At 52.4% G+C, this 26,424-nt stretch carries 24 protein-coding genes and 2 tRNA genes; 12 read left to right on the forward strand and 14 right to left on the reverse strand.

The genetic code is table 11. The features are described 5' to 3' along the window. Window positions 1-96: 96 nt before the first annotated feature. A complete protein-coding gene (locus NP511_RS04685; RefSeq protein ID WP_084158225.1) occupies window positions 97-2,274 on the reverse strand; it encodes a DEAD/DEAH box helicase family protein in 2,178 nt (725 codons plus the stop codon). Window positions 2,275-2,532: 258 nt separating this feature from the next. On the opposite strand from NP511_RS04685, the gene dndC reads away from it, so the two are divergent. Genes dndC through NP511_RS04705 form a run of 4 tightly spaced genes read left to right on the forward strand, consistent with a single transcriptional unit; the run spans window position 2,533 to window position 7,691 of the window. Continuing rightward, window positions 2,533-4,026 (forward strand): DNA phosphorothioation system sulfurtransferase DndC, encoded by a 1,494-nt coding sequence (dndC, locus tag NP511_RS04690; RefSeq protein ID WP_233274305.1) that lies wholly within the window; start codon window positions 2,533-2,535, stop codon window positions 4,024-4,026. A gap of 8 nt (window positions 4,027-4,034) precedes the next feature. Continuing rightward, window positions 4,035-6,095: a DNA sulfur modification protein DndD gene (dndD, locus tag NP511_RS04695; RefSeq protein ID WP_084158226.1), complete on the forward strand. Its 2,061-nt coding sequence runs from the start codon at window positions 4,035-4,037 to the stop codon at window positions 6,093-6,095. Continuing rightward, entirely contained in the window at window positions 6,088-6,492 is a 405-nt protein-coding gene (locus NP511_RS04700; RefSeq protein ID WP_084158227.1) for a DndE family protein, read from the forward strand. Before dndD ends, NP511_RS04700 begins: the two co-directional genes overlap by 8 nt. Then, entirely contained in the window at window positions 6,489-7,691 is a 1,203-nt protein-coding gene (locus NP511_RS04705; protein ID WP_084158228.1) for a cysteine desulfurase family protein, read from the forward strand. The genes NP511_RS04700 and NP511_RS04705 overlap by 4 nt, the downstream gene beginning before the upstream one ends. A 47-nt stretch (window positions 7,692-7,738) precedes the next feature. Here the strand turns inward: NP511_RS04705 and NP511_RS04710 are convergent, their stop codons facing one another. After that, on the reverse strand, window positions 7,739-8,545 hold the full coding sequence (locus NP511_RS04710) for a Cdc6/Cdc18 family protein (RefSeq protein WP_049964625.1): 807 nt from the start codon (window positions 8,543-8,545) through the stop codon (window positions 7,739-7,741). 221 nt (window positions 8,546-8,766) lie between these two features. On the opposite strand from NP511_RS04710, the gene NP511_RS04715 reads away from it, so the two are divergent. Then, window positions 8,767-9,828, forward strand: coding sequence for a Cdc6/Cdc18 family protein (locus tag NP511_RS04715; protein WP_049964626.1), 1,062 nt, complete (start codon window positions 8,767-8,769; stop codon window positions 9,826-9,828). Here the strand turns inward: NP511_RS04715 and NP511_RS04720 are convergent. Together NP511_RS04720 and NP511_RS04725 are read right to left on the reverse strand one after the other, a co-directional pair. Then, window positions 9,811-10,260, reverse strand: a complete 450-nt coding sequence (locus NP511_RS04720; RefSeq protein ID WP_049964627.1) for a DUF8104 domain-containing protein — start codon at window positions 10,258-10,260, stop codon at window positions 9,811-9,813. The genes NP511_RS04715 and NP511_RS04720 overlap by 18 nt on opposite strands. Window positions 10,261-10,535: 275 nt before the next feature. Continuing rightward, the gene (locus NP511_RS04725) at window positions 10,536-11,786 is read right to left on the reverse strand and encodes a tyrosine-type recombinase/integrase (protein ID WP_049964628.1); all 1,251 of its coding nucleotides are present in this window, start codon (window positions 11,784-11,786) and stop codon (window positions 10,536-10,538) included. A 295-nt stretch (window positions 11,787-12,081) separates the two neighbouring features. Between NP511_RS04725 and NP511_RS04730 the strand changes: the two genes are divergently transcribed. Next, window positions 12,082-12,759 carry an IS6 family transposase gene (locus NP511_RS04730; protein ID WP_049964629.1) on the forward strand — a complete coding sequence of 226 codons (678 nt, stop codon included), beginning with the start codon at window positions 12,082-12,084 and terminating at the stop codon, window positions 12,757-12,759. Between the two features lie 389 nt (window positions 12,760-13,148). Here NP511_RS04730 and NP511_RS04735 read toward each other — a convergent pair whose 3' ends face one another. The 4 genes from NP511_RS04735 to NP511_RS04750 form a co-directional block, all read right to left on the reverse strand. Then, window positions 13,149-14,270, reverse strand: a complete 1,122-nt coding sequence (locus tag NP511_RS04735; protein ID WP_049964630.1) for a tyrosine-type recombinase/integrase — start codon at window positions 14,268-14,270, stop codon at window positions 13,149-13,151. A 185-nt stretch (window positions 14,271-14,455) separates the two neighbouring features. Beyond that, window positions 14,456-14,526, reverse strand: a tRNA-Gly gene (locus tag NP511_RS04740). A gap of 150 nt (window positions 14,527-14,676) precedes the next feature. Beyond that, entirely contained in the window at window positions 14,677-15,627 is a 951-nt protein-coding gene (locus NP511_RS04745) for a WD40/YVTN/BNR-like repeat-containing protein (protein WP_006649182.1), read from the reverse strand. 262 nt (window positions 15,628-15,889) lie between these two features. Beyond that, the gene (locus NP511_RS04750) at window positions 15,890-16,591 is read right to left on the reverse strand and encodes a class I SAM-dependent methyltransferase (protein ID WP_049964631.1); all 702 of its coding nucleotides are present in this window, start codon (window positions 16,589-16,591) and stop codon (window positions 15,890-15,892) included. 156 nt (window positions 16,592-16,747) lie between these two features. On the opposite strand from NP511_RS04750, the gene NP511_RS04755 reads away from it, so the two are divergent. Beyond that, window positions 16,748-16,819 (forward strand) — tRNA-Ala (locus NP511_RS04755). Between the two features lie 114 nt (window positions 16,820-16,933). Here the strand turns inward: NP511_RS04755 and NP511_RS04760 are convergent. The 3 genes from NP511_RS04760 to NP511_RS04770 all read right to left on the reverse strand — a co-directional run bounded on the left by NP511_RS04760 (window position 16,934) and on the right by NP511_RS04770 (window position 18,633). Then, on the reverse strand, window positions 16,934-17,941 hold the full coding sequence (locus tag NP511_RS04760) for a tyrosine-type recombinase/integrase (RefSeq protein WP_049964632.1): 1,008 nt from the start codon (window positions 17,939-17,941) through the stop codon (window positions 16,934-16,936). Then, window positions 17,938-18,147, reverse strand: a complete 210-nt coding sequence (locus NP511_RS04765) for a hypothetical protein (protein ID WP_049964633.1) — start codon at window positions 18,145-18,147, stop codon at window positions 17,938-17,940. The genes NP511_RS04760 and NP511_RS04765 overlap by 4 nt, the downstream gene beginning before the upstream one ends. A 132-nt stretch (window positions 18,148-18,279) precedes the next feature. Beyond that, window positions 18,280-18,633, reverse strand: coding sequence for a helix-turn-helix transcriptional regulator (locus NP511_RS04770; protein ID WP_049964634.1), 354 nt, complete (start codon window positions 18,631-18,633; stop codon window positions 18,280-18,282). Between the two features lie 453 nt (window positions 18,634-19,086). On the opposite strand from NP511_RS04770, the gene NP511_RS04775 reads away from it, so the two are divergent. Further along, window positions 19,087-19,398 carry a PhiH1 repressor gene (locus tag NP511_RS04775; protein ID WP_049964635.1) on the forward strand — a complete coding sequence of 104 codons (312 nt, stop codon included), beginning with the start codon at window positions 19,087-19,089 and terminating at the stop codon, window positions 19,396-19,398. Window positions 19,399-19,750: 352 nt separating this feature from the next. Here the strand turns inward: NP511_RS04775 and tcmP are convergent, their stop codons facing one another. After that, window positions 19,751-20,908, reverse strand: a complete 1,158-nt coding sequence (gene tcmP / locus NP511_RS04780; protein WP_084158231.1) for a three-Cys-motif partner protein TcmP — start codon at window positions 20,906-20,908, stop codon at window positions 19,751-19,753. Window positions 20,909-21,299: 391 nt separating this feature from the next. Here tcmP and NP511_RS04785 point away from each other — a divergent pair, with 391 nt between their 5' ends. The 3 genes from NP511_RS04785 to NP511_RS04795 all read left to right on the forward strand — a co-directional run bounded on the left by NP511_RS04785 (window position 21,300) and on the right by NP511_RS04795 (window position 24,130). Then, complete coding sequence (locus NP511_RS04785; protein ID WP_345784577.1) at window positions 21,300-22,295, forward strand: SPL family radical SAM protein; 996 nt, start codon at window positions 21,300-21,302, stop codon at window positions 22,293-22,295. Window positions 22,296-22,377: 82 nt separating this feature from the next. Beyond that, on the forward strand, window positions 22,378-23,661 hold the full coding sequence (locus NP511_RS04790; protein WP_049964638.1) for an SPL family radical SAM protein: 1,284 nt from the start codon (window positions 22,378-22,380) through the stop codon (window positions 23,659-23,661). Between the two features lie 259 nt (window positions 23,662-23,920). After that, window positions 23,921-24,130, forward strand: a complete 210-nt coding sequence (locus NP511_RS04795) for a hypothetical protein (protein WP_049964639.1) — start codon at window positions 23,921-23,923, stop codon at window positions 24,128-24,130. Here the strand turns inward: NP511_RS04795 and NP511_RS04800 are convergent, their stop codons facing one another. Further along, window positions 24,131-24,415 (reverse strand): hypothetical protein, encoded by a 285-nt coding sequence (locus NP511_RS04800; RefSeq protein WP_049964640.1) that lies wholly within the window; start codon window positions 24,413-24,415, stop codon window positions 24,131-24,133. Between the two features lie 77 nt (window positions 24,416-24,492). After that, on the reverse strand, window positions 24,493-25,155 hold the full coding sequence (locus NP511_RS04805) for a site-specific integrase (protein WP_049964641.1): 663 nt from the start codon (window positions 25,153-25,155) through the stop codon (window positions 24,493-24,495). 174 nt (window positions 25,156-25,329) lie between these two features. On the opposite strand from NP511_RS04805, the gene NP511_RS04810 reads away from it, so the two are divergent. Next, window positions 25,330-26,223 (forward strand): DUF8172 family protein, encoded by an 894-nt coding sequence (locus tag NP511_RS04810; RefSeq protein ID WP_049964642.1) that lies wholly within the window; start codon window positions 25,330-25,332, stop codon window positions 26,221-26,223. Window positions 26,224-26,424: the final 201 nt, after the last annotated feature.

Raw genomic sequence — 26,424 nt, forward strand, 5'->3', positions numbered from 1 at the left:
CCGCTAATAGCTCTGATTCATCTAAACTTTTGCCACATGTCTTGACCAACCCCTCCGATATAAGGTGAACCGCTAGCTGCTCTGCTTCTTACAGACTCAAGAAGACTCTGGCAAACCGGCTTCAAACGGGTCCGGCGGTTCAATCGTATATACCATTGTTTTGAGTCCTTCCCCATAGCTGGCGAGCTCCTCTGCAAGCTGTACTTCCGCCTTTTCACCGTTTCTGGCAGCATCCATGAGTAACTTTGCACGGCGGAGTTCCTGTTTAACGAGTTTCCTTGCAGTTTTATCATCTGGCTGAGCATTTATTCCAGGGAGAACCAACAGATCATAAATCGCTGCATGATCCTTATTTTCAGAGGTCCTGAGAACTCTTCCTCGTCGTTGAATGAATTCGCGAGTGTTGGTGGAACTTGAGACAATAACTGCTGTAGGACAATCGGGAACATCGACCCCCTCATCTAAACATTTAATTGCCAATAAGTAATCGATAGCTCCTGTCTCGAATTTATGAAATGCAGAGGCTTGCTCATCTGCTCGGTCCGACACATAAACGGCGTAGTTCTTGTTTCGCTGTTGAAGTTGTTCTTCTAAGTCATCTATTTGTTCGTTATCTTCACAGAAAATAATAGCTGGTGTTAGATGTTCAGTATCCAGGAACGATCCGAACCGGTTAGGCTTCCGGATGGCGCTTTTCTTTATTTGAGCGCGCTGTCTGAGCAACTGTTCACGACGCTGGTAGAGATGATCTGGAGGTGATTCAGACGATTTGAGTTGTGCCTCGATAGCTCCAAGCTGATTAGAATATTCGAGATATTCGTCGAATTCCTCTGTAGTTAATTCGCAGAGCAAGGGGTGGTAGTCGTACTCTGCTAAATATCCGTTCTCAATAGCATCCTGCGTGCTAAACCGAAATGGATCATGGTTTCCAAAGTAGTCATAGATCGCTTGAGTCCCTTCCTGATCCCATTGTCGGTTTGGTGTTGCTGATAGTCCAAGCCGACGTCCAGCCTCAATCTCTAGCGTTTTGCGGAACTGAGTTGAGCCAATTCTATGGACTTCGTCGACGATGATCTGAAGCCGTTTTGATGGAATATGATCGACCGCTCGGCGAAAAGCATCACCCGAAGCAGTATGTGGGGTTGTAATGAGTACAGCACGGTCCTCATTAGCAATTTCGTTTAAATCGCCGACACGATATGGATCAACAAGGCTCAGGATTTGTTTTCGCCAATCTTCTCGACCAGTACATTCTAAAACTGAGGTCTGAGGACCAAAGACCTCTGGTAATTCATCCAACCATTGATCAACCAGGACCTTAGTAGGCACTACAATTACGGTAAGTCTAGTGTCGGCCTGCAATCGAGCGGCTCGAAGAGCAGTGTAAGTCTTGCCAGTCCCAGTTGCCATAGCAAAAATGCCACTATAGTCATGTAACTTCCACCAGTCAATAGCTTCTTGTTGATGAGGCCAAAGGTCTTTCTCGTCCTCATCAACTGCATACTCATTTCTGCCCTCCTCAGTGAGGAATAGGTTGACTGCTGGCCGACCATCAATAGTGTCTGGACTATGAGCAGTAACGCTCTTCTCTACAGCTGTAGGTAGATTATAGACATCCACCTCTGGATCCTCATCGTTCCATAACCGGTCAAATGCGTCTTGTTTATCTTGAATACGTTTATTTTCATGTCCGACCCATGACCGAAAGACCTCAAATGATTCGTAGTTGTCAGTCCAACCAGCCTCTGTTTCGTTTATTGATCCAGTGAACGCTATGCGATTACCCTCTTTATCTTCGATAGTCCCTAACTTTTCGTGGTATAATCGGTAAGGGTTCTTCTTTTCATCCGCTGGCATGCAAGCCACTTTGATATCCAGATATTCTTGCTCAAGCATCCACGCCAGGCATTTAAAACGGTCTGTCTGGAGATACTCTTCAACACCTTCTCCCTCTATACCTCGCTTTAACGCAGTTTCAAAGATATCTGTATTCTCGACACTACCGGTGTACTGCTTGAGAATTTCTAAGTCGTCATCGCTAAATCGAGGGCTAGTAAGTAGGCGCATTTGTCCCTCATTCTCGATCAGACCAGCAATACCCTTGGCTGCTATACTGAGAGATTTACTGTCAAAGAAGCCAGCTGCACGGTCATATCGTTCAGCCACTGATAGACAGGGAACATAGAATGTATTGAGCAATTTACTACCTGTGCGATAGCTTCGCTTAAGATGTAGGTCCGCCAATGATGATGGATTCGGCTTGTCCTCAGGCATTAACTTTCTATCAAGAATTGTCCATGCTGTCCAATAAATACTTGGTGAGAAGTACTTCCCGCAAAACTACTGATACTAACGTATCGGTTGCCGTTTAATTCTATCTTTACACTAGATGAAATGATTGTCTTTCGAGGATGAAGACCGTGTCCTCAATATTATCGCAGGAAAAATTCTACTAAGCTACTCAGTCGACTGTCTTTCACTTTCGCCACGGTTTCACAATCTTATAGGGAGTGGATGGCGTGGGTTGCAACAATGGGAACCCGATCAAGCAGTGAAGAAGACGAGCAATCGGACCCCCACAAAACCTCTGTGTGGGAGTACCGATCCTTAGACGATATCTATCAGGAAATCCGTGAAACGTATTTAGCGGATAGTCGGCCGTGGGTTATTGGTTACAGCGGTGGAAAAGACTCAACGACGACCTTGCAGCTGATCTGGAAAGCGATTGATGAACTTCCAAAAGAGAAACAGAGTAAACCGATCTATGTGATATCCAGTGACACTCTCGTTGAAACACCTAAAATAGTCAATCATATCACCTCTTCCCTGCAAAAGATCAATGAGTACGCTGAAAAAGAAGATCTTCCTTTCTCAGCTCAGAAGGTATACCCTGATGTAGATGACTCTTTCTGGGTTAACCTCATTGGCCGCGGATATCCGGCACCAAACCAGACCTTCCGCTGGTGTACTGAGCGCCTGAAGATCGATCCCGCGGATAACTTCATCATGGACAAGGTTTCAGAACATGGTGAAGTGGTTGTCATTCTGGGTGCCCGGAAGGCGGAAAGCGCTACCCGAGAACAGGTGATGAATCTTCACAGCATCGAGGGAACAAACCTCGCTCGCCATTCCAAGTTCGCCAACGCCTTCGTATATACACCAATCGAGGACTGGCTAACCCAGGACGTGTGGAAGTATCTCATGAACGATCCGTGTCCGTGGGGGAAAGATCACGACGAGCTGGCAGCACTCTATAACGAAGCTGATGATGAGTGTCCGATGGTGATCGATACTAGCACGCCATCCTGTGGGAACAGCCGTTTCGGCTGTTGGACCTGTACTGTAGTTGAAGACGACAAGGCAATGGAAAACATGGTCGACGGTGGTGATCGCTGGATGCAGCCACTGCTCGAGTTCCGGAACTTCCTCAAATCTACACAGGATCCAGAACAGAAATCTAAGTACAGGGAGCCCAAAGGTCGCCAACACGGTCGTGTAAAGAGTAAAACCAACGGAGGAGACGGCATTATCCCTCGAGCATACAAACATGAGTTCCGTAAGGATCTCCTCCGGAAACTCCTCGAAACGGAAAAAGAGGTCAACGAGCTTCGAGATGACGATGCAGAGTATCTCGATCTCATTCGCGACGAAGAGCTAAAAGAAATCCGTCGTCTCTGGCGCACCGAAGAGGCAGACTGGGAGGACTCTGTACCGAAGATCTATAACGATGTCATGGACGATGATCTCGACTGGGTTCGTGATGACCTCGGGTCCTTCAGTACAGAAGAGGCTGAAGTATTGAAGCAGGTCTGCGCGGAACACGATGTTCCCGAAAAATTAGTTAAGCGACTCCTTGATACAGAACTCCAGCACCATGGTATGAAACGCCGTGCTGCCATCTACAACAAAATTGATAAGATATTCCGCGAGGACTGGCGCTCTATCGAGGAGATTACTGACGACTATGAGTCTGAAGACCCCGAACAATGGCAGTATGACGTCGAATATGAAGAGATGATGGAGTAAATCGAGAAATGAAGCTCAACCGACTTGTTATAACCGATTACGGGCCGTACAATGGAACAAACGAATTGAACCTCAGTACCACCAACGATAAGCCAATCGTATTATTTGGTGGGATGAACGGTGCTGGGAAGACAACGCTATTCAATGCGATCCAGATCTGTCTTCATGGACGAAGTGCATTTGCGGAGCGTATTAGCAGACAGGAGTATCACAGCCGAATCCGCTCGAAACTCCATACATCAAATGGTAAAAAAGCGGATGAAGCGTCCATCAAGCTCGCGTTTGAATATGGGAATCTTGGCGACACTGAAGAGTACGTTGTAGAGCGGAGCTGGCGAAACCGAGGGAAATCTCTCGAGGAATCCCTCGATATCATGCGAAATGGGAGTGAACTCACCGATCTCCGCGAAGATAACTGGGAGGACTTCCTGAAAGAACTCATTCCCCCAGGAATCTCTCAACTCTTCTTTTTTGATGGTGAGAAGGTACAGGAGTTAGCGAGTGCGATAGAGGAGGGCAACGATTTCGAGGAAGCACTTCTCTCACTGCTTGGGTTGGATCTCGTGGAACGCCTCGATGCCGATCTCTCGATCTACCTCTCCAGTAAGCTCGATGAAAGCGGTCATGAAGAAATCGCAGAAGAGATCGAATCCCTTCGACACAAAAAAGCCGATCTCGAAGCGGAATACGATCAACTCGAGGAAAAAATAGAGCGAAAACGCCGTGAGATGGACGAAATCACGGAACGTATCGAGAAGAAGGAAACCAAATTAGCACAAGAAGGTGGTGCGTTCGCAAAAGAGCGTAATTCATTGAAACAGCGACGTGACGAATTAGACGAGGAAATCGAAGACCTGGAAGAGCAAATCCGTGAAGTTGGGCGTAGCACCTACCCATTCGCACTCGTTCCGGGTTTGTGTCAAGAGGTCGTCGACCAACTTCGGACCGAACAGAAGGCCAAAACGGAGGCTGCAGCCAAAGCACGAGTCATTGACGAACTCGACGACCTAGCAACCGATGATGAACTGTGGACGGACTTCGATCTTCCGGAAGAACAGGCTCCAGATATAGTCCAAAGACTACAGTTTGAACTGGCCGAGAAATTTGAGACGGACGATGACTCTGGACCACGTCTCTCGAAGGATTTCTCTGATCGTCAGCAAGATCAGATGCACAGGCTCGTTGACAATGCACTCAATGACGTGCCAGAGAAACTTCAGCAACTTACTGAAAGACTCGAACAACTGAACCGAGAGCGACAGGACACGGTTCAACAGCTGCAGCGTGCACCCGAGCAATCCGTGATTTCGCCGATTCTTGAGGATATTAACGAACTTAATCAAGAACAGGGAAAGCTCCAGAACAAGATCGAACAACATGTCGATCGACTTGAAACGCTTGAGACAAAGATCAGCCAACTCGAGAGTGACCTTGAGAAAAAGGAAGATCAACTGGAAAATCTAGAGGATCTCTCGGAACGTGCGGAGCTTGCAGGGCGCACTCGAAAAGCTGTGCAGGATTATCAAGAAGCATTGGTTCGGAAGAAGCTCCAACGGCTCGAATCAGTACTAACTGATCGATACCTACAGCTCACCAACAAGAACGAGCTCTATGATAACATCATCGTAGATCCTGACGAGCTTACGATCGAAATCGAGACAGTGAATGGGAACAGGAAAGATCAATCGGAGCTATCCGCTGGTGAGCGGCAAATATTCGCGACGGCGATGCTCTGGGCGCTTGCTGAGATCTCTGATCGGCCACTCCCCTTCATTATCGATACGCCCCTCGGCCGGCTTGACAAAGAGCATCGAAGCAATCTGGTTGACCAGTTCTTCCCTGCCGCGTCACATCAGGTCTTGTTATTCTCGACTGACACTGAGATAACTGAAGATTATTATGAGCGGATCAGTGATGATATTGCTCATGAGTATCATCTTCAACACGGCAGCTATAATGGCCAAACCGAAATTGAATCGGGGTACTTCTGGTCTGACCAAGCTGATGAAACAGAAACACCCGAATTAGGAGAGAACTCTCAGACGCAACTTCCTTTCAACAATGAGTAAAGACCTCAACCGCGTTCACATCGATGAAAGTGTCAGTTACAAGCTCCGAAATCTGGGAAAAGCAACTGGAATGACGCCAAATTACATTGCTCGGATTGGGCTTACATACTCGCTTGGCGAAGATCGACCACCCAGCATGGAAGAATATGACAAGGAAGGGAAGGAGTTCACCCGGTACACGCTTCTAGGAGATCACGATGCAATGTACATCGCCATCGTCAAAAAGCGAATGCTGAATGAAGGGCGTGACCCTGAAACAGAATTGGAGGATTATTTCCTCGCCCATCTCAATCGCGGTATTGAAACACTCTCTGGGCGGATAAGCGATCTCACCGACCTTTATGACTTAATTCCTGGAGAACTTAAACACGATGAGGGGGCAACAACAGAATCATGACCACAGACTCTGATCGGGAAGTCTATCTCGATCATCACGCGACGACGCCAGTCGACGAACAGGTTTTGCAGGCGATGGAGCCGTATTTCACCGAACACTACGGTAATCCTGCTAGCAAAGCGAACCATTCATTTGGGCACGCTGCTAGCAACCGCATCGAGCAGGCGCGAGAGCAGGTTGCCAAGGGAATCGGCGCACGAGCTGGTGGAGAGGCCGTCGCTAAATCGATTATCTTCACCAGTGGTGCGACTGAGTCCGACAACCTCGCAATCAGGGGACTGGCTAAGCATGCGCAGAAGAATGATCTTGGATCGCATATTATCACCTCTCGGATAGAACATGAAGCTGTTCTTGAACCCTGCAAGTATCTTGAAGAGAAGGGATTTGATGTCACGTACCTCCCCGTAGATAAGTACGGACAGGTAGACCCAGCGACAGTTCGGGATGCAATTCAAGATGATACTTTCTTAGTCTCAATCATGGCCGCAAACAATGAGATTGGGACAATTAACCCTATCAAAGAGATTGGTTCTGTAGTTAGGGACTATGAGGACATCTGGTTCCATACAGACGCAGTTCAGGCTGTCGGGGCAGTCGACATCGATGTTAACGAGATGGGAATCGATCTAATGTCGATATCAGGCCACAAGATCTACGGTCCAAAGGGGATCGGCGCTCTCTATGTGGATCTCAAAATAAAAAATAAGATCGAGCCGCTCCAACTTGGTGGAGGTCACGAGAGCGGAAAACGCTCAGGTACACCAAATGTTCCGGGAATTGTAGGACTGGCCGAGGCACTTGAGTTAGCCACGGAAAACCGAGAAAAACGTGTTGAACATGTCCAAGGCCTTCGAGACCAACTATGGAACCGCCTTTCCAATGAGCTTGATAATGTCGTACTGAATGGGCATCCTGAGGACCGCCTTCCAAACAACCTGAATGTCAGCTTCCCAAATGTAAATGTCAAAGAGCTAGTTCGAATGTCCCTAACTGATCATGGCGTAATGGCTGCTCTTGGGTCGGCTTGTGCGAGTGGTGAAGATACTTCGCATGTATTAGAGCAAATTACAGATGATCAAGAGCGGATCCAAGGAGCAGTTCGCTTTGGACTAGGAAAAGATCTTACTGAAGAAGATATTGAATACGCTGCTGATGCAGTAATTGAAGAAGTACAGTTGACAGAGTCTATCTTTGGTTAACACTCTTCAGTTATAAGTCCACAATTAGTGCGGTATAGTAGGTGATATTATATGTCGATATCGCGCAAAAACTGAGGCGTGATCTCGTGGACGCCTTCCTGCATTGCCTTTCGTCCTGTCCGAAGAAGGCGGTCAAATGCGTCCCGGCAGTCTCCGCTAGACTCAGCGACTTCTTCTGCGACCGTTTCTACGACCTCGGGCTGGACGGTTCCAGGTTCGAACGCTTTCTCAACCCGGTCATCGAGGATTTTCTGTAGCTCCTCAACTGTGTAGGGTTGAAACTCGAGGGATCGGCAGTTCAATCTGCTTCTGCTACGTGAATCGAAGAGGAATTCCTCAGGCGGCAGGTTTGAGACCAGTACGAGGCCGAGCTTGTTCTCCGACTGCTGGCTCAGCATGTGTAGATCGTAAATGATCTCGGCCTTGTCTTCGAACCGGTCGAATTCGTCGAGAGCAACCGCAATACTTCGGTTCTTGTCGAGCCAGGTGCCGATCAGTTTAAGTAATGTATCGACCGGCTTTCCCTTCCGGGGAGCGGGGTACCCTAACTGGATCAGTAGTTCCGTCAGGAGGGAGGACCGGGTTCTGTACTGCCAGCAGTTGATCCGGATGGTTTTCACTCTCGTCTCATTTTCGAGCGCATTGAAGACGTGGTTGACGCAGACGGTTTTCCCGCTGCCTGGCGGGCCATATACGAGAAGGTTGTCCGGAGTCTTCCCTTCTGTGAGTGGGCGGACCGCATCCCGAATATTGTGAATCTCGCCTTCTCGTCCCACTATCTCTGGGGGAGGCGAGTCAGCAGTGAGGAGTTGTTCTGACCGGATGATGCTTCTGTTAGATGTATCGTCGAACATATCGAAACCACGTCCTTTCTATATCATATCTACCGGTCCGTATTGAAAAACGGAGTCGTGGACGGTATTTCGTATGCGGAAGTCTGCATTCATCCTCGAAAACATCCGTGCCGAATAAGATGTATAGAGATAGGATGCCCTACCCGTTTGGCGGTTTTGAGTCCCAAGTGAACACGGGTGTGTGAAAACCTGTGTAGATGTTCTCCAACGGTTACGTTACAATGTCCGATCTTATCGATACGCGAACGCCTCTAGAACTCTCACATCTCCCGGCACAGTTTGTCGGACGGGAGGCTGAACAGGATACTCTCACTGATGCCTTCGGCGTCGAGGGGGAAAGCCGTCTCCAGAATTTCCATGTCTACGGGCCGCGGGGCACAGGAAAGACACATCTCCTTCAGCGGTTTCTGACAACGTTTCCGCCGACGTTCACCACCTGCTACCTCTCCGGGATCCACCAGAATACACAGTACAAGTCTCTGGAACGTCTCTACCATCTTTTAACCGGGACTACACTTGGGACAGGTCACCATGTCGCCGATATTCAGCGGAAAGTCGAGGAGCAGGTTACCTTGCCGACCGTGATTGTGGTCGATGAAGTCGACTTTCTCCTATTGAACGACGGGGACGACCTCCTCTATTACCTCACTCGTCTCGAGAACACCGCGGTCATCACGGTCTCAGCCAACCGGCGGTCGCTTGAAGAACCACTTGATGAAAGGACGTACAGCTCGTTCCATCCGCAGCATCTGACACTGAACGAGTATACAGCCAATGCGGCACGTCAGATTCTCGCTGATCGGGCACGGAAAGCACTTCAGCCACAGTCATTACAGAGAGCGGCTTTGACGTATATCACAGCGACAACGCAGAATATCTCCATTGGGATCACCTGGCTACGTGAAGCGGCTGAGACCGCTGATGACAGAATTACACGTGATCTTGTCCAGAATGTAGAGGTGACAGCGTATCATGAGTTCGTGAAATCGCTTCTCAACGAGTTCACTACTCATCACCGACGGCTGTACAATACCATCGCCCGTCTCGAACAGGAACGGGGCCCACTCCTCACAACTGGAACCGTCTACAGTGAGTACAGTAAGCGGTGTGAGACAGCAGGTGTTGCACCTCTTAGCGAACGCCGTATAAGCGACTTCCTGACTCATTTGGAACTGCTTGATCTGATCGAGGCCACTTACTACCGTGGCGGACGAAAAGGGAAGACGCGTGAGATTAAGCTGGTCGACTGGAACAGCCGTTCGGATTCAGAGGAGACTAGCTAGGAGGTCATCGTCGAGTGCGTCTAACTCACGGCGGACTTCGCGTCGTTCGGCTAGTAACTTCTGTCGGTCATGCCAGTGCCGCCGCTGTTCTTTCCGGATTTCTTTGCTGAGTTCCTGTATACGGCGTTTCTGGTGTTCCTTCTTTTCTCGGCTACCGCTGCCGAACTGTCTGAGTAGCTGCTGTAGATTTTCCTCGTACCGTTCTAACTCCTGTTCCAGTTCGTGGATCAGGTCTTCATGCAGGTTGGTACGCTCCTGGATCTGACCCTCGATCTCCTCGAGTAGGTTTTCAACGCGTTCACGTTCTTCTCTGTGTGCTTCGGTCAGCAGCTGGTCGATCTCTCGCTTACTGGGGTATCCGTCGTCACCGCTAGCGGGCTGTGGCACAGGATCGGCAGACTCCAGCAGGTCTGTGTAGTCTTCGTAGACCATCCCATCCTACAGTGGACTGTATTATCTACAGGTGTTCGGAATCGCCGTGTTTCCGAAGCTTCCGGTACCGCTTCGCCCGTTCACGATAGAGCCGGGGTAGCTCCTCGAGTTCAGTCTCTGTCCAGTTTTCAACTTTTTCGAGTAACCGTTCGGCCTCCGCAATCTCGTGAACTCCCATCTGTCTTCACGAAACTGGCTGGGATGGCCAGCTTTGTCTATGCTTCAGAAGGCCGTGTTACAGTTGCTGTCTCTGATACAGCGTCAGGAAATCCAGTCTACTCTTCTTCGTCTGCCTGTGTGAACGTATCCAGCTGGTCGAGTACTCCTTTTTCCTCGAGTTCTGCGAGCCGTTCGAGGACCTGGTATTTCTCCTCCTGTGTTGACTGTTTCTCGAGGGAGAGCGGTCGTCCACAGGTCCGGCATTCGGTCTCCTTTGGCTGGTTCTCGGCTCCGCAGAAGCTACAGTTGACGGGTTGAGTCTCGTCCTCTTCACCACTGAGTCCGTATTCATCTCTGATGGCCTGGTTGACGTCATCGTTGTTCAGGTGGACGTAGACCTTCGCACGATCGCTTCCAGGTTTCCATCCGGCGAACTTATTCAGTTGCTCGTAACCCATGAACGTCGCCACCTCGGTCAAACGGGTGTGGCGGAGGTTGTACGGTCGACGTTTGTTCTCCGGGATCTCTGCCTGTTCACATGCTTGCTTGAATCGGCGGAGAAAGGCGTCGTACTTGAGCCGGTCGCGGAGATCGGATTCGTACGCACACTCCGGATCATCATGGTGATGGGGTATTTCTCCGCACTTCTTGCATCTCTGCTGTTCTGTTTTTACCCAGAGTGGTGCGCTGGGATCACGAATACTTCCGAGGTCTCCACCGAGTGGATGGGTGGCGAGCCATTCTCGGATTGTTCGCCCAGCTCGGATCAACTGGTTCGTCCGGTCAGGCGTGTTCTTCAGGCCTTCAATCGAAATGAAGTCTCCCTTCCCATTTACGATGAAGTCACCGATATTCCGGGAAAGTACCTCGCCGGGTCGTGCTGCTGATTCGTATAGAACCTTCGTTAACGCTCGATCTCGAGTCGACGAGAATGCCTCAAATAGTCGGCCCAGTTCATCTTCGGTGAAAAGGTCGTCTCGGGTGACCGGAGTCGCTTTCTTCCGTGTGACTGTGAAGAACTGGACTTTATTCGGGTGTTCGCGACCGCCGTTCTCGACCTTGTAGAACTTCTTGATCGTGCCTTTGAACTTGTGTTTGGTTCCGTCAGCGTAGCTACTTCTGTTGATGTTAGCAAGCAGCTCTTTGAGTTCGGCTTCGGTAGCGTCGCGAAGCCGGAAGCCGGATGGGGCGAGTTTGGTCAGCAGTGTCTTGAACGACTGTATCTGTCGCTCCTGTTGGACGTCGCTAATGCCTTCTGCGGCTTGATGGTCGATAAACTCCTGAATCGCCTGGTAGTTTTCGCGGTCGATGGCGTCTTCGAGATTTTGGAGGCTGCGATTGACGTCGACGTAGTTGGTCGTGGACATGGTTGTAGTTCACATCTCGGTTGTAGAAGAGGGAGAGGAGAGACCGGCTTTCGTATGCACTTCAGAACCGGTGTTCGGTTGGATGCCCACTGAACGGTTGGTGGTATGGGCTCGACGCCCAGTGAACGAACCGTCAAATGGGCGTTGTGATTGTATCTTGCCCCCCTCTTTCGGTTGGTTTCATACTAATACTCTCAGCGATGATTTTTATGATCAAATACAGATGCCTATATTGGGCACTGTCTAGTTGAGTCAGTTTGAGAAGTGAGCAGGTCGTTGAGTAACTTGCCTAGAGATGCTCGCAGACCTGCTCAGTGAGAGCTATGAAGCGGATTTAGAAGAATCTTGGGAGAACGAGCGGACGGCGACGCCCGTCAGGGCGTTCGCCGTCCGCCTCCACCAGACCGGCTGTTCGCTTCGAGAGACAACAACGATTCTTGCTGAATTAGGCGTTGAACGCTCTCATGGGGCTGTCTGGAATTGGGTACATCGGCTGGCTGACAGCGGTTGCGACCCGCCTGAGGCGCAGCCGAAGCGGGTCGCGGTTGACGAGACCGCTGTCAAGATAAACGGCGAGTGGTCTTGGTTGTACGCTGCAATAGACACCGAGACAAAACTGATTCTTGACGTCGCGTTATTTGGTCGGCATGGCACTGATCCGGCGGCTGCATTTCTGCATCGACTCGACGAGAAACACGATCTCTCCGAGGCTGAGTTTCTTGTCGATCAGTTCGGCTATCGGACTGCCCTCTTTCGGGTAGGATTGAGCGGTCGGGTCAACTATACCGACCGAAACCTCATCGAAAAGTGGTTTCACACACTCAAAATGCGGATCGACCGCTTCCATAATTCGTGGGTGGGCAGTCGGTCGAGCGTCCGCGAGTGGCTTGAACAGTTCATGCATTACTACAACCGTCAGAGACCGCATCAAGCTCTCGGCGGAAAGACGCCGGTCGAGGAGGTGCTGAACTAGACAATGCCGGGATTCAAAATATGGCAGAAATCTCCTGCAAAAGGTGGAGATATAACGTGGATAGGGAACACATGGATAACATATATTTCTGAAGAGCTATCCCAGACAGGTGTGCCTTATGGGAATAAGGTCAACTCAGATTGGGGTACCAAATTCTTTGATGTTACTCGGTCGGGTGACTCCTGTATCGTACTGTACCTTCCTGTTCCATTCATCAAAAAGGGCAATCCAGACGTGTGGTGGGGATAACTTCCACACTCCGAACCAGCCCTGAATAAGCGTCGTCAGTTCTGAGATGCAGCTCTGAATTGGCTGAGAAATCTCTATCGACTAGCCACCGTATGGTGAAAACGAGCCATGAACACCAGTCTAAACTAGTTGATCGTCTATCAGTCCCATTTGTTGACTGTTTCTTGACGATCGCCTACTGGTGCTTGGTCGTATCTGACCGCCATCTCATACGACTTCTGTCGGAGTTGTTGTTGTACTGCGGCGGGTCCCTGGTCACGGCTCATCTGCGTACCCACTGAGTGTCTGATCGAGTACCATGACATGTCTCTATGTTCCACCGGTATCCCGGCTTCTTCACACAGCTTTCCGAGCAACCGATTGAGCGAGGAGCTACCGTATGGGTTTCCGTACTTGGTAAGCCATAGTGCTTCCGTCCCACGGTATTTCTCGTAGTTTTCTCGTTCACTCACCCATTTCCGGAGGATGTTCGATGTGCGTTCGCTGAGGGCGACGTGCCAGTTGTCCGTGTTCTTCGTGGACTCGTCCTTCGGGATACGGAGCATTCCGTTTTCGAGGTCTAACCAAGAGGTTTTGGCGCGTCCGACCTCTTTGGGTCGCAGTCCTGCATCCATCGATGTGTAGACGATCGACGGATACTTCCAGCCGTTCGCTTTCTCCCAGTCACTCCTGGTCACCTCAGCCTTCGGTTTCTCGAACCGTTGCGCCAGGTGAGCCTTCCACTTATCCCTTTCCCGTGGATCGAGGGAGTTGTAGTGTGGGATGGAGCCGTACTCGAGGCTGGCCTGTTTGATCTTCCTCCGTTCATCCCCTGTCAAGAAGTCCCGTATCTGGTGTGTAGCTCCGCCGCTGGAGAACTTGATCTCCGGCTCCCAGTCAATATCCCTCCCTCGTTCATGGTTCAAGTACTTGAACAGCGATTTGATCGCTTTTTGGACGGCAGCCTTGTGGGTCTTCGACGTCTCCTCGTACACCAACTCCTTGCAGTACTCGTCCGCGTGGTCTGTCGTGACGCGGAGCGTGTATCCGTCCTCCTGCCTCCAGATCCACCGATAGAATTGGTCGAGTTTGTAACCTCTCTGCCGTACGGTGTCGAACGCGTAGCCCTCGGCCATCTCCGGATCCTTTCCGAGGTTAAGAAGCCACTTGATCAACTGCTTCCGGAAACCGATGTAGTCCTCGAGCTGCCGCTGGTTCAAGTATTCCTCCGACTGCTCCGGAACCACAACGATTCCATCGACCTTGTCACGTTCATCCTGCATAAGCCCTCACCTCCGGCTCCGCGAAAACAGGGGAACCGCTAACTCTAGTTCTAGTAAGCCTGAAACTTCTTAAAACCCGGGGACGGCTCCGGGGTGCGATACACCAACCCACGTTGTAAGCTTCGAATGGCATAGTCGGGTCATTGCTGGAAACCCGGAAAACCGACGAGAGAAGGCGTGAGGAGTGCGCGGACCGGGATTTGAACCCGGGCCATGAGCTTGGAAGGCTCAGGTCCTACCACTAGACCATCCGCGCGCATCACCGGCTTTTCGGTCCACGTTTAAGGCTCTTCCTTTTCTGTGTCGCCGCCCGCTCGCGATCACGGTCGCCGAGGGGAAAAACAGGAGATCGGTACTCAGCGATCAGCGGGCTACCGGGCGGTCCACACCGCGGGTCGGCCGGCGGTTACCGCTCGAGCAGCGCGCCCGAGGAGCCGACGGCGATGTCGACGTCACCGGTGGCGACGGCACGGAGGTTCTCACCGACCGGCGTCGTGTTCCGGGTCCACTTGTCGTCCTCGAGTTCGAACACCGCGCCACCGCTGCCGACGGTGTAGCCCGTGCCGGCCTCGGTTTCGATGTCGAAGAGGGCGGCGTCGCCGAGGCTCTCGGGGATCCAGCGGCTGCCGGTGTAGTCGAAGACGGACGCGTTACCGCCGCTGACGTAGACGTCGTCTTCGGCGTCGCTGTCGAGGCCGTAGTAGGTGACGCCGGCGTCCTCGATGCCGATCGGGTTCCAGGTGACGCCGTCGTCGGTGGCGAAGACTTTCCCGTTGGTGTCGATAACGTGGCCCGCGCCGTCGGCGTAGAACTCGATCGCGTTCAGCCCGGAGCCGCTGCCCGGCACTACGTAGTTCCAGGTGCCCTCCTTACCGTTGTCGAAGCTGTAGTGGATCGATCCGGAGTCGTCGGCCACGTAGACGTCGGCCTCACCGGCGGGACCGGTGACGGAGACGTCGTTGAAGTTCGCCGTGTAATCGTTGGGCGCCGAGCGGTCGACCAGGTTCCCGGTCGTTACGTCGTACTCGCCGATCGCACCGCTCGAGCCGACGACCCAGAGCCGCTTGCCGTCGTCGGTGGTGTCGACCCCGTAGAGGTCGTTCCCGTTGCCGGTCGGGCCACCCTGCAGGACGACCTCCCAGCCGGTGGCGGTGCGTTCGATCACCAGCCCACCGCCCGCGACCGCGTGCGGGTTGGTGGCCGTATAGGCGACGTCGTGGAGGGTGCTATCGACCGGCGTCTCGACGACGGTCCACCCGTCGTCACTCTCGGCGGCGGCAGCCGTCGCGGGGACGGTGGCTGCGGCAAGCGATGCGCCTGCGACCTTCAGCGCCGAACGTCGAGTCAAGCGCGTCATAGCGCATTCCGGTCTGGTGGACGAGACCATCATAAAAGCCGGACGTTCTTCAGATCGTTAGCGTCTATTCCGGACCTTTTACTCGATTTCAAACCGTTTTCATCGAGTGGGACTGAGCCCGATATCTACGGATTCGACCGGCTAAAATAGCGAGTCGGATCGCTTGTGGAATCACCTGTCACGGGAACAAATACCACCATAGCCACCGGGCGACCGTCGGCCGAACGATCCCTCTCGAAACCGAATTCCGGGTACGGTCGCGCTATCCCGACTGGCCCGCGCCCGCAACCGTGGCATAACAGTTCCCGCTCGAGAGTTCCCACTCCCGGAGCGTGAGGTCGCTGGCAGCGAGGTCGGCCTCGAACTCCTCGGGCGCGTAAATATGATAGAACCGATCGACCGGATCGCCGCCGGGGAGGGTCCACTCGACGGTCGTATCGAACCCCTCAGTCGCATCGAACCGGTCGTGAGCGGTCGACCACGCACTGACCAACGCACGACCGTCCGGGGACAACACGCGGGCGAGTTCGTCGAGGCTTGCCAGCCGCGCCGCTCGCGTCGGCAGGTGATGCAGCGTCGCGACGTAGACCGCTAGGTCGACGCCGTCGTCAGTGAGCGGCAGCGCGGCCGCGTCTCCCTGCACCAACTCAACGTCGAACCTCCGCTCGAGGGCGCGTTCCCGACCCGTCTCGAGCAGGCCACGGCTCACGTCGAGGCCAACGACGGACCCGCACTCTGCTGCGAGCAGTTCGGCGTGGCGACAGTTGCCACACCCCAGGTCGAGCCCGACCGCATCGAAGCCCCGATCGGTCGCGTGGGACGCGACGAACGATTCGACCTCCGGCCACGCGTACTCGCGCGTGGACGCGAAGTGGGTCGCAATCCGGTCGTACGTCTCCCGGACATCGCCGCGTTTCACATCACTTTCGTCCCGACGCTGCGTTCGGTCCCGGTTCCCGGCCATCCGTTGACTCTCGTCTCGGGACGGTCAAAAAGCGTTCGCCACCGCGAGCAACGGTACGGGCTGCCCGTGTCGCCCCGACGAATGTGTATCCGTGACGGGCCTCGATGAATTCGAGGGGTTTATCTATTCCCGACGGGAACTGGAGAATGCGCTCGAGGGCTCGTAGATCAGGGGTAGATCACTCCCTTGGCATGGGAGAGGCCCCGGGTTCAAATCCCGGCGAGTCCACTCGAAATTTGGCGTTTCAGGCTTTCTACTTGCCGAATTCCGTTCCCTAAGGGTATTCTGACGGCTATCGATACGACAGTGCTGACAGCTGCTTGCTCGAGAGTCATGTTCCTGTTATAGGTCTTCGATGAAGTCGCGTCGCTGTTCCATCTTCTCACGGTCTGTACGGCGGTCGTAGTGGCGATCGAGGACTTCCGAGGACACGTCGCACCGATCGCTGACGATCTTCTCGGGAATGTCCTCGCGGAGCTGGTAGGTGATCGCCCCGCGCCGGATCGTATGCGGCGAGAGACTGCTCGGGCAGTCGTAGTAGTGCCCGTACTCCGTGGCTTCGCAGTCGTTCGGATCGCGGTCGTGAGGACACTCCCCGACCATGCAGGGCTGGGTAAGCCGGTACACCTCCGAGCGAATCTGTCCGGAACTCAGCCGCCCCTGGTCGCTCGTGATGAGCGGCTCGCGGCCGTGTTCGTCCACGACATCGTGGCGGTGGAAGCGGAGGTACTCGTCGAGGACATCGCAGTAGTAGTCGTCGAGCGCGATCGCCCGTTCGGCCGGCTCCTGGTTCTTGAGCGGCGTGCCCGTATCGGGCCGGTGCCGCAACCAGAAGCACTGCTCGTCGGGCTCGTAGTCCTCGAGATCGACCGCGCGAAGGCTCCCGAGGCGGATCCCGGTGTGCCAGAGGATCGCCATGATGACGTGGTCGCGACTCGCGCGCTTGTACCGCTCGAGGTAGCCGATGATCTTATGGGCGCGATCGGCGTCGAGCATCTCGTCGCGAGCCTCCTCGCCGCGGTCGACGTCCGGTAGTTTCACCCGCTCGCGCATCCCCGGTTCGACGGCGTCGATCGACGCGCAGAACTCGAGGAAGACGCGGAGCGTCGCGAGCTGCCCGCGGAGCGTGACGATGTTCACGTCCTCCTGTCGCCACACCCGGTATTGGTGGAGATGCCGGCCAGTGAGATCGTTGAGGTTGTCGATGCCGACCTTCGCACACCACTCGACGAAAGCGTCGAGCCGGTACTTGTGATTCTGGAGGGTCTTCTCGCTCACCTCGAGTTCGCGGTGCGAGACGTAGAGGTCGACCGCCTCTCGGGGAGAGATCGGCTCGAGGTCGTCGCTCATGCTGTCACCCTCCGCGTCGCGTAGTTGCTGAGCCGACGGAAGACGCCGCCGCGCCGGAGTTCCCTGCCGCCGTCGGTGTAGACGATGTGGCCGCCGGCGTGGCACTCGGTACAGCGGTAGCAGGTCGTATCCGTCGATCCCCAGGTGATACGCCGCGCGGTCGCGCCGCAAGTCGTGCAGCTGACTGTCTCGGGATCACCGCTCATAGTCGCCCTTCGATTTTTGGAGTCGCAGTTTCGACCTCTGAACCACAGACGGGGCAGGTCGCACCGTTCTTGTCCTTGACGGCGAGGACGTATGCGCCACCGTTCGTGCAGAAGCCTGTCGTGTACGCCTCGTCACTCATCCTGATCACCGCTCTCGTCACCGTCATCGGCGTCGGAGACATCGAGCCCACAGGCGTCCGCACGTCGGCGAACGCTCTCCTCGAGCAGTGCCTCGGCTTCGGGCAGCAGCGTGTAGCTGTTCGTCCGCCCGTCGAGTTCGCCGCGCTCGAGGAGATCGTCGTCGACGAGTCTGTCGAGGTTCTGGTACAACCGCCCGTGGAGGACTTCGTCGTGGTGCTGCTCGAGTCGCTCCTTGATCGCGAGGCCGTAGGATTCCTCACCGGTGGACTCGATAGCGGCGATTACCTCGAGGATGTCCCGCTGGAAGCCAGAGAGATCGCCCCAGACGGTGCCACCGTCGGCCACCAGCTCGGGCTCGGCTTCGTAGTCCTCGACGAGTTCGTCCGCTTGCTGCCGACCTTTAGGCGAGCCCGATGCAGGACCACCGTCAGCTCGGAGGTACGCACAGGAGCGGCAGGCCGGTTCGTTGCTCCGAGCGTCGTAGCCGTCCGCTCGAGCGCCGCAGGCGCACCGAGCGTTAGACCTTTTGGATGGCGATGCCTCTTGCCGTGCGTGGGGTGCATTCCCCACGGAAGTTCCGAGATTCATTCCGGATCACCGGAGTTACCTTCCGGGCGGCGCTCCAACGCCGCCCGATCTCACATACCAACAAGAGTCATCTTCATCCGAGTTGGTAACTCCGCAACTCCACCTTTGTATTCAGTATGCATAAATGCATCGCAGCCTCGAAAAGCGATTCAAGATAGAGATTTGGATAAATACTGGGAAATAGGTTCCCCCATCCTGTATTAGGATTTAATGAGGCAATCGGGTACTTGGATGACAATCTGGGATGACCGGATTCTCGAAATCATTCGTAACGAAGGTCCAACACCAGTAGGTAAATTGACTGAACGCGATGGAGTTCGAATTAGTCAGTCATCAGTTTCTCGAAGGTGCCAGAAACTGGCGGATCACCGACTCTTGATCCCAATCGGGAACGGCGTCTACGATATCTCCGATATTGGGGAAGCCTATCTCGATGAAGAATATGATGCCGAAAACGAGACCTACCTTAACAGCGGCAGCTCGAGAGACGGACCGAGCGCCAGTGGAACCACTCAACCCTAATGAGCCGAAAGCCCGCCCGCTGGATGTGTACACTTGATGAACGGATTCTCGAGCATCTCTCGGAAGATCCGTGGTCAACACCACGGCATATGTCTCAAGCAGTCAATCTCACTGCTTCGCGTGGGCGGGTTGAGGAGCGGTGCCAACTGCTTTCTCAGGTAGGGCTAGTTGCCCCGATCTTTGAAGATAGTAGCATGTACGAAATTACGTATGAGGGACAGAAGTATCTGGATGGGGAACTTGATGTTGAAACTCGGCCAGAACCAACCCCCCATCGAATTCTTTAGTGATTGGACTTTGTCAGTTCCCTTCACCTCGAGGAGTATTCGATTCTTTGTTTAGTCTACCACCATTACTCATCAGGAAACGATATAATATCGTGTCCTCCAAGTCCTCTTTCTGTTTTTGATGTGACTCGGGTGACATCGATTAAATCCTCATCTTCCATGTCTTTAAGTTCAGATCTAATATCTTTTCTACGGTAGGCAGATCGTTTCTCTTCAACCACATATTCCTTAATAAGATCGTCGAAAGGCATTGTTTCTCCGGAAAATAGGTCCAATAACTTTTCGCGAACCTTATTTCCATAAAACTGATCTAGACCGGATTGATCATTTGCAATATCTTCCCGGTGAGGTGCATATGCAAATTTACCAGGGCCACATGACCTCATTCCTTCTCTCATTATTTCTAAACCATCTGATTTATTTGTACCAAATACTAGATAATATTTCATCGCAGTAGAATCTTCTTCTGTTACTAAGTATGCGAGTGTTTCATTTGGACCATTTTCTTGTAGTCTTTCACAATAGTAACCTACTTCTCGATGCTCGAGGTGATCCGGCTCATAATTTTCAAGCTCTTCCCTCCAGTTATCAGTGCCAAATGGCTTTTTTAGTGCATCCTGGTGTTTATCAACATCTTGCCACCTAATCACCTCACTTGCCATTAGGTTGATCAGTATCTCGTGCCCGGATCTACAAGATAGATCGGTGATCAAATCATACTCTATCTGACTGTATCCGTATGGATCTATGAAGAAGAAAGCGGGGAGATTCCAACCACCACTTTTCTTAACTTGTTCTTTAGTAACATCTTGGAATCTCCCTTCTACTACTTTATATGAAATATTATCTGGGAGTGTACGTCTTGCGGGGAGATTATCTCTTAGAATCCGAGCATTCTTCCCAGTTTTCTCTATAAATACACATTCTATATTTTCAGAGATAGCAGAGTGTTCTACTGCTCTATCTAGGATGATTTGTGGAGACCCGGGAATATCAGTGCTAGTCTCAATCTCCGTTAATTCTATAGGACTGGTATCACTGTTTGCATCATATTCCCCCCTACCAGCAAAACAATCAAATACCCTTATCTTTGGGAAGTTAGGACCTAATTTTCTCATCCAGGGCCCAAGATAGTAGCGAAGCAACTGATGTTTTGCCCGAGTATGGCCATAATATTGCTCCCATTTTTCATCGGCATCATCGGGCTTCACCGGATCTTCCATGCAATCCCAAAATATTGAAGCGTAGATAATAATATTATCGGGTGGTCTGATTCGCTACGGGGTACAATTTATTGAAAACCAGTTATATAGGACTAAGCACATGGAGATACAGCGATGCCAATCACCACGTTCGGACACCCCCAAGTTGATTATCCGAGATAGATCTGGGCAAATTCGTGGAAATCTATCCCCAACTCCTAAATTAGATGAACTGAGAGGAGTTAGCCGGTCTACTGGTGAACCGTTAGACCGGTTAGATGTGTCTGAATCTGGTATTCAATGTGTTGAATGCGGATCTAAAGTCACAGACCGTTTCGGATCAAAACCCTCTGGAGACATAATTTGTTGGGATTGTGTAGAGGGGACGCTTGCCGAAACAGATCAACGGGGGGTGACTTCTACAATCGATCCCACGAAGGCTGTATTATCTTCATCCTCATTACATCACAAGAACCTCTGCAACTATGTCATAAACGTCGCAACAGGTTGCTCACATGGATGCAAATTTTGCTACGTTCCATCAACTCCGAACATAAAAATGCGTAAGGATATGCTGAAAGATAAGGCAGATGTTGATAATGGTCAAGAAGAATGGGGGAGTTATTTACTCTACCGTGACGATCTCCCTGAGCGTCTTAGTAGGAATCTCGAGCGGAAGAGAACGTGGGATTCAACACCAGATGGACGAGGGGTTGTTATGATTTCCAGCGGGACTGATTGTTATCAGGACCGACGAGCAGCTCAGATTACTCGAGGTTGTGTGATTGAACTGGTAAAGCATGAGAAGCCAGTTCGGATCCTTACTCGAAGTCCTGCTATGGTTCGCGATTTAGATGTGTTTAAAGCCGCAAATGGGTTAGTCACCGTGGGGTCATCTATCCCATGTCTTGATGACGAAATAGTTCAATCGATTGAACCTGGAGCCCCAGCCCCTACTACTCGGCTAAATGCTCTTGAAAAAGTTAGCAACGCAGGAGTTCCGGTCTACGTGTCTATGTCTCCAACTTATCCCACTCAGGATCGCACTGATCTTAGAAATTTGCTCAGTACATTCAAAGAAAGACTCGACCCAGATGTAGTTTTTCACGAGACAATCAATCCACGAGGTGGTAACTTCCAGATGACTATCCAAGCAGCACGGGAGGCCGGTCAGAATGAACTAGCAGATGAACTTGCAAAACTTCGTGACCGTGATCATTGGGTCGAATATTCGAAAAACCAGTTGCTTGCTGTTCGAGAGATAGGAGAAGACCTGGACCTCCCAGTCCACTTATGGCCTGACAAAAAATTCGTGAAGTATGTGGATGATCACAAGGAATTTTTCCGAAAAGAACGGAACAAAGAGGATTCACCAGAATCATATCCAAAGCCCGTCCCCACGACATAGATCCATCTTCCACTTTCACTTTCACTCCGACCTTGGGTTCTTTTTATAGGCGTACAGATATGGGTTGTAAATAACGGGACCTATGTACCTTAAAACCGAGCGCGACCCAGAGGGTGGATGGTACGACCGATATGTCCAATTGGTTGATAGCGAGGGTCGCACTATAGAGCAACTCGGTAAACATCCCACATTAGATGAGCTTCGGGAGATAGAACGTAAGCATAGTGTCCGAATTAATCTCTGGCAGCAGGGATTGGTTTGTTATGAATGCGGGAATCAAATCAATAAAAGATTTAGTTCAACTTTGGAGGGGCATCTCCTTTGTTGGGATTGTGCAACGTCTAAAGAACCTTATGAGCAGGGTGATTTGACCGTCAATACTGATCCAACAAAGAGTGTCCTAAGCGAATCGAAACTCCATGAAAAGAGTCTCTGTGATTATGTCATAAACGTTGCTACTGGGTGTAAGCACGGATGCCGGTTTTGCTACGTACCCAGTACACCAGCTATCAAAAATAGAGATAGGATGCTTGAAAAACAGGCAGAAGTGGAAAATCCACAGGAGGATTGGGGAAGTTATCTTTTGTACCGAGATGATCTTCCCGAACGTACCCATAACGGACTGAAGGAGACAGACTTCAGTGACTGGAAGGTAACAAAACGAGGGAGGGGGGCCGTTATGTTATCTAGTGGAACAGATTGTTATCAAGATCGTCGAGCAGCTCAGATCACTCGTGGATGCGTGCATGAACTGGTTGATGCCGATATCCCAGTCCGCATTCTCACACGGAGTCCTAATGTTACGAGAGATATTGATTTGTTCAAAAAATCAGATGGATTGGTTACGGTTGGGATGTCTATACCTAGTTTTGATACCTCGTTAGTAAAAGCACTCGAACCTCAGGCACCACCACCCCAGGCGCGGTGGGAAGCATTAGACGAGATGTTCCGAGCTGGAATACCTCGGTTTGTGTCCTTCTCACCTACGTATCCGACTATGGATCGAGATCAGATTCGCGAAACTCTATCCTGGTTTGAAGCAATTGATCCGGAAGTAGTCTTTCACGAACCAATGAACCCACGAGGTAAGAACTTCGAGATGTGTCTTGAAGCCACCCGTGAAGCCGGATACGAACACGTAGCAAAAGACCTAGAGCGGATTCAACGGAATGATCAATGGGCAGAGTATGCTGTTGAGCACATTGAGTTAGTGCAGGAATTAGCAAATGACTTCCGCAACGTTACCGTTCACTCTTGGCCAGATCGGAAACTAGTGAATTCATCTCACGGTGATACGAAAAGAAAGTTAAAGAATATGAGGAAACAGGTTTCACCTGAGTCATTTGCCTCACAGGGCCGATTCTAATATTTTGCACAACTATAGAGAACGTCTCTCAGTTCTCCAGCCGCCCCAGTCCATCACGACCGGTGGTAGGACGCCCTGCTCGAGCAGGTTAGTTCGCCAGGTCCGCTGCAGGTCGTGAACGCCGAGGAACGATCGGCCGCGATCTCCGCGCTCGGCACGGTGCCGTTCGGCAGCTCGTTGCAACCAGTGAGAAATGGGTGCGATACATCACTCGAATACTAGGTTTAAGTGAACGTAGTTTCTTGTGACAACTGTCACTATGTCCGATAGCAATTCCGGCGTTTCGAGACAAGAAGCTCTTGAGAACGCAATAACTGTATTTGGTGACCACGGGATAATTGAGGAGGAAACTGCGGAGAACTTACTCAACGGTATCGAGCGTGACGGCGAGTTTACCGAGGAAGAAGCAGATCAGTTGGTCGATTCGTTCGAGAGTTTCCTCGAGGACAAGTTCGAATCCGACGAATAGCTACGCCGAGATCGCTTCCGAGACGAACTTGTCGTACCAGTTTTCGTAATCGTCGCCGAGTGCTTCCTGCTGCCCGTAGCAGACGGCCCCAGTGTAAAGCGTCGCGAAGGTCGCTCCATCGAGTTCGCTGACGGCCTCGGTGTCGGCAGGCATGAACACGCCACCGCACGAACAGCCGATGAACGGAAGTCCGGGTTGGTCCGTTGCCCCGATCTCGGCGTCGGTATCGATGCTGATGTCGATGTCGTTCGTCGCATCGCACTGCGGACAATGGAACTGTGCCATGTCGATATCTAGAAACTATGTTTCCTAGAAAGTTTCGGTCACTAGAACCAACAGAGAAATCAACTTTCGACAGGCGCTCAGTGAACGTGGTTCGTCTCAGTCGTTGTCGCTGGCGGCTGTATGACTTCGGTCTCGCTCGCGACATCGTCCTCGAGGTAATTCACCTTCCCACGCTCCCGCCGAATCGCTTCCGGCGAGAACTCGCCGAGGTAGTGCCGCCGGAACGTCTCCCAGTCCTCCCAACCGCCCCAGTCCATCACGACCGATGGTAGGACGCCCTGCTCGAGCAGGTTCGTCCCCCAGGTCCGCCGCAGGTCGTGGACGTCGAGGAACGACCAGCCGCGATCGCCGCTCTCAGCGTGGAGTCGTTCGGCAGCTCGCTGCACCCAGCGGTAGACCGTCTTGGCGGTCACGTCGACGATCGACTCGTCCGGTGCGATCCCGGCGGCGTCGGTGTGGGCATCGATGTACGTCGCCAGTTGGTCGGGAACCGGCGGCTCGCGGTAGTGTTCCTGTTTCGCAACGTCCTCCCAGACGCGCAAGTGTGTCCCGGTCGGCGTCTCGACGACATCGGCGGGCGTTACTTGGACGATCTCGCAGCGGCGGAGTCCACATCGACCGGCGAGCAGGAACGCGATCATCTGGCGGTTGTCCTCCGCCTCGTCGATCACGGCCTGCAGTTCGTCTTCACTCAACCACACGCGCTTCCCTTCGCGTTGCGGGTAGGGCTTCAGTCTCATCGCTGTCCTCGATACTCATTTTTAGCCCAACAAACCATGAAGAATGGGGTTATCAGTACGGCAATCGACCCCGATCTCGGAGTCAATTGTCCGCGAAGAGTGGGTTCGCGGACACCACGGAACGCTAAGGACAACGGATATATCCGTCTCTCCTCGTAGTAGTAAGCCAATCAGATGCCGACTCGAGTTGTTCATCAACACCATCCGGACGATATCAACTACTCTCTCGAGGATGTCAGTACGGATCCGGATGCGTTCGAGGACAAACTCCGCGACCCGACGGCCGATGTCAAGGTGATGGACTACTCATTCCCGGACGGCGACGTGCGTGTTCTCTATACAACGGGTGTATCTGGGACGGCTGACGATCTCGATCGGGAAATTAGCCCAGCTCAGTTGGAGGAAGACTTAGAGCCGATGGACCCGACGAGCCGGGTCATCGCGATCTGGTTACTCCAGTTCTTCGCCGAGATGCAACAGGAAGAACAGGAGAACGGTAGTGAACTCGCGATCTACAAGGACCTCGAGATCGAGCGAGTCCCTGAAGCAGTCGATCACGTTTCGTGGGATGGATCGGCAACGGACGTTGCCGGGAGCCTGATGTCGAATCTGATCCTGAGACATTCGCTTCCGAACGCGAATCACCGAACGGGGATCACGATGGCACAGACCTATCTCGAGGCGGCTGGGGCCGATTTTGAAACGCCGAAAACACACACCGAAGAGTACGAATGGCGTGAGTGGGTCGACCCCTACATCGTCGAGTCAAAGCGGCTGCTCACCGTTCGACGGCACAACCTGTACTTCCTCACGTTAAAACAGAACGGGTGTGAGATCGTCCGCCGAAAGCATGATATCGAGATTCCCCTCGAGGACTACGACCTCGATATGCACTACTACGAGGCGTGGGAGGAATACGCCGAGCTGCACGAGGCACACTGCATCGAGTTCGCGGAGGAACTGGCCACTCGAGGTGGGGAAGGGAACCTCGTTCAGGAGCCAGCACTATCCGAAGAGGGATTCGTCGACTTCCTGCGTAGCGAAAACAGCAGTTCTGAGGCGGAATAAGAATTAGTCGCGGAGGTGCGCGTTCGATCGCGCCAACTCCCGGAGACGCTCGTTGTCCGGGACATCGTACTGTTCACTGACATCGCGAACAGCTTCTTGGAGACTCATGGGTACTGCGAGTACCTATGGGATTGCCATAGATAAAACTTCCCAACACAACCTCGCCCTCTGGGCCTGAAATCTGCTTAACAGTGGCTGAAG

It is taken from the genome of Natrinema thermotolerans (assembly GCF_031165565.1).
Classification (GTDB): domain Archaea; phylum Halobacteriota; class Halobacteria; order Halobacteriales; family Natrialbaceae; genus Natrinema; species Natrinema thermotolerans.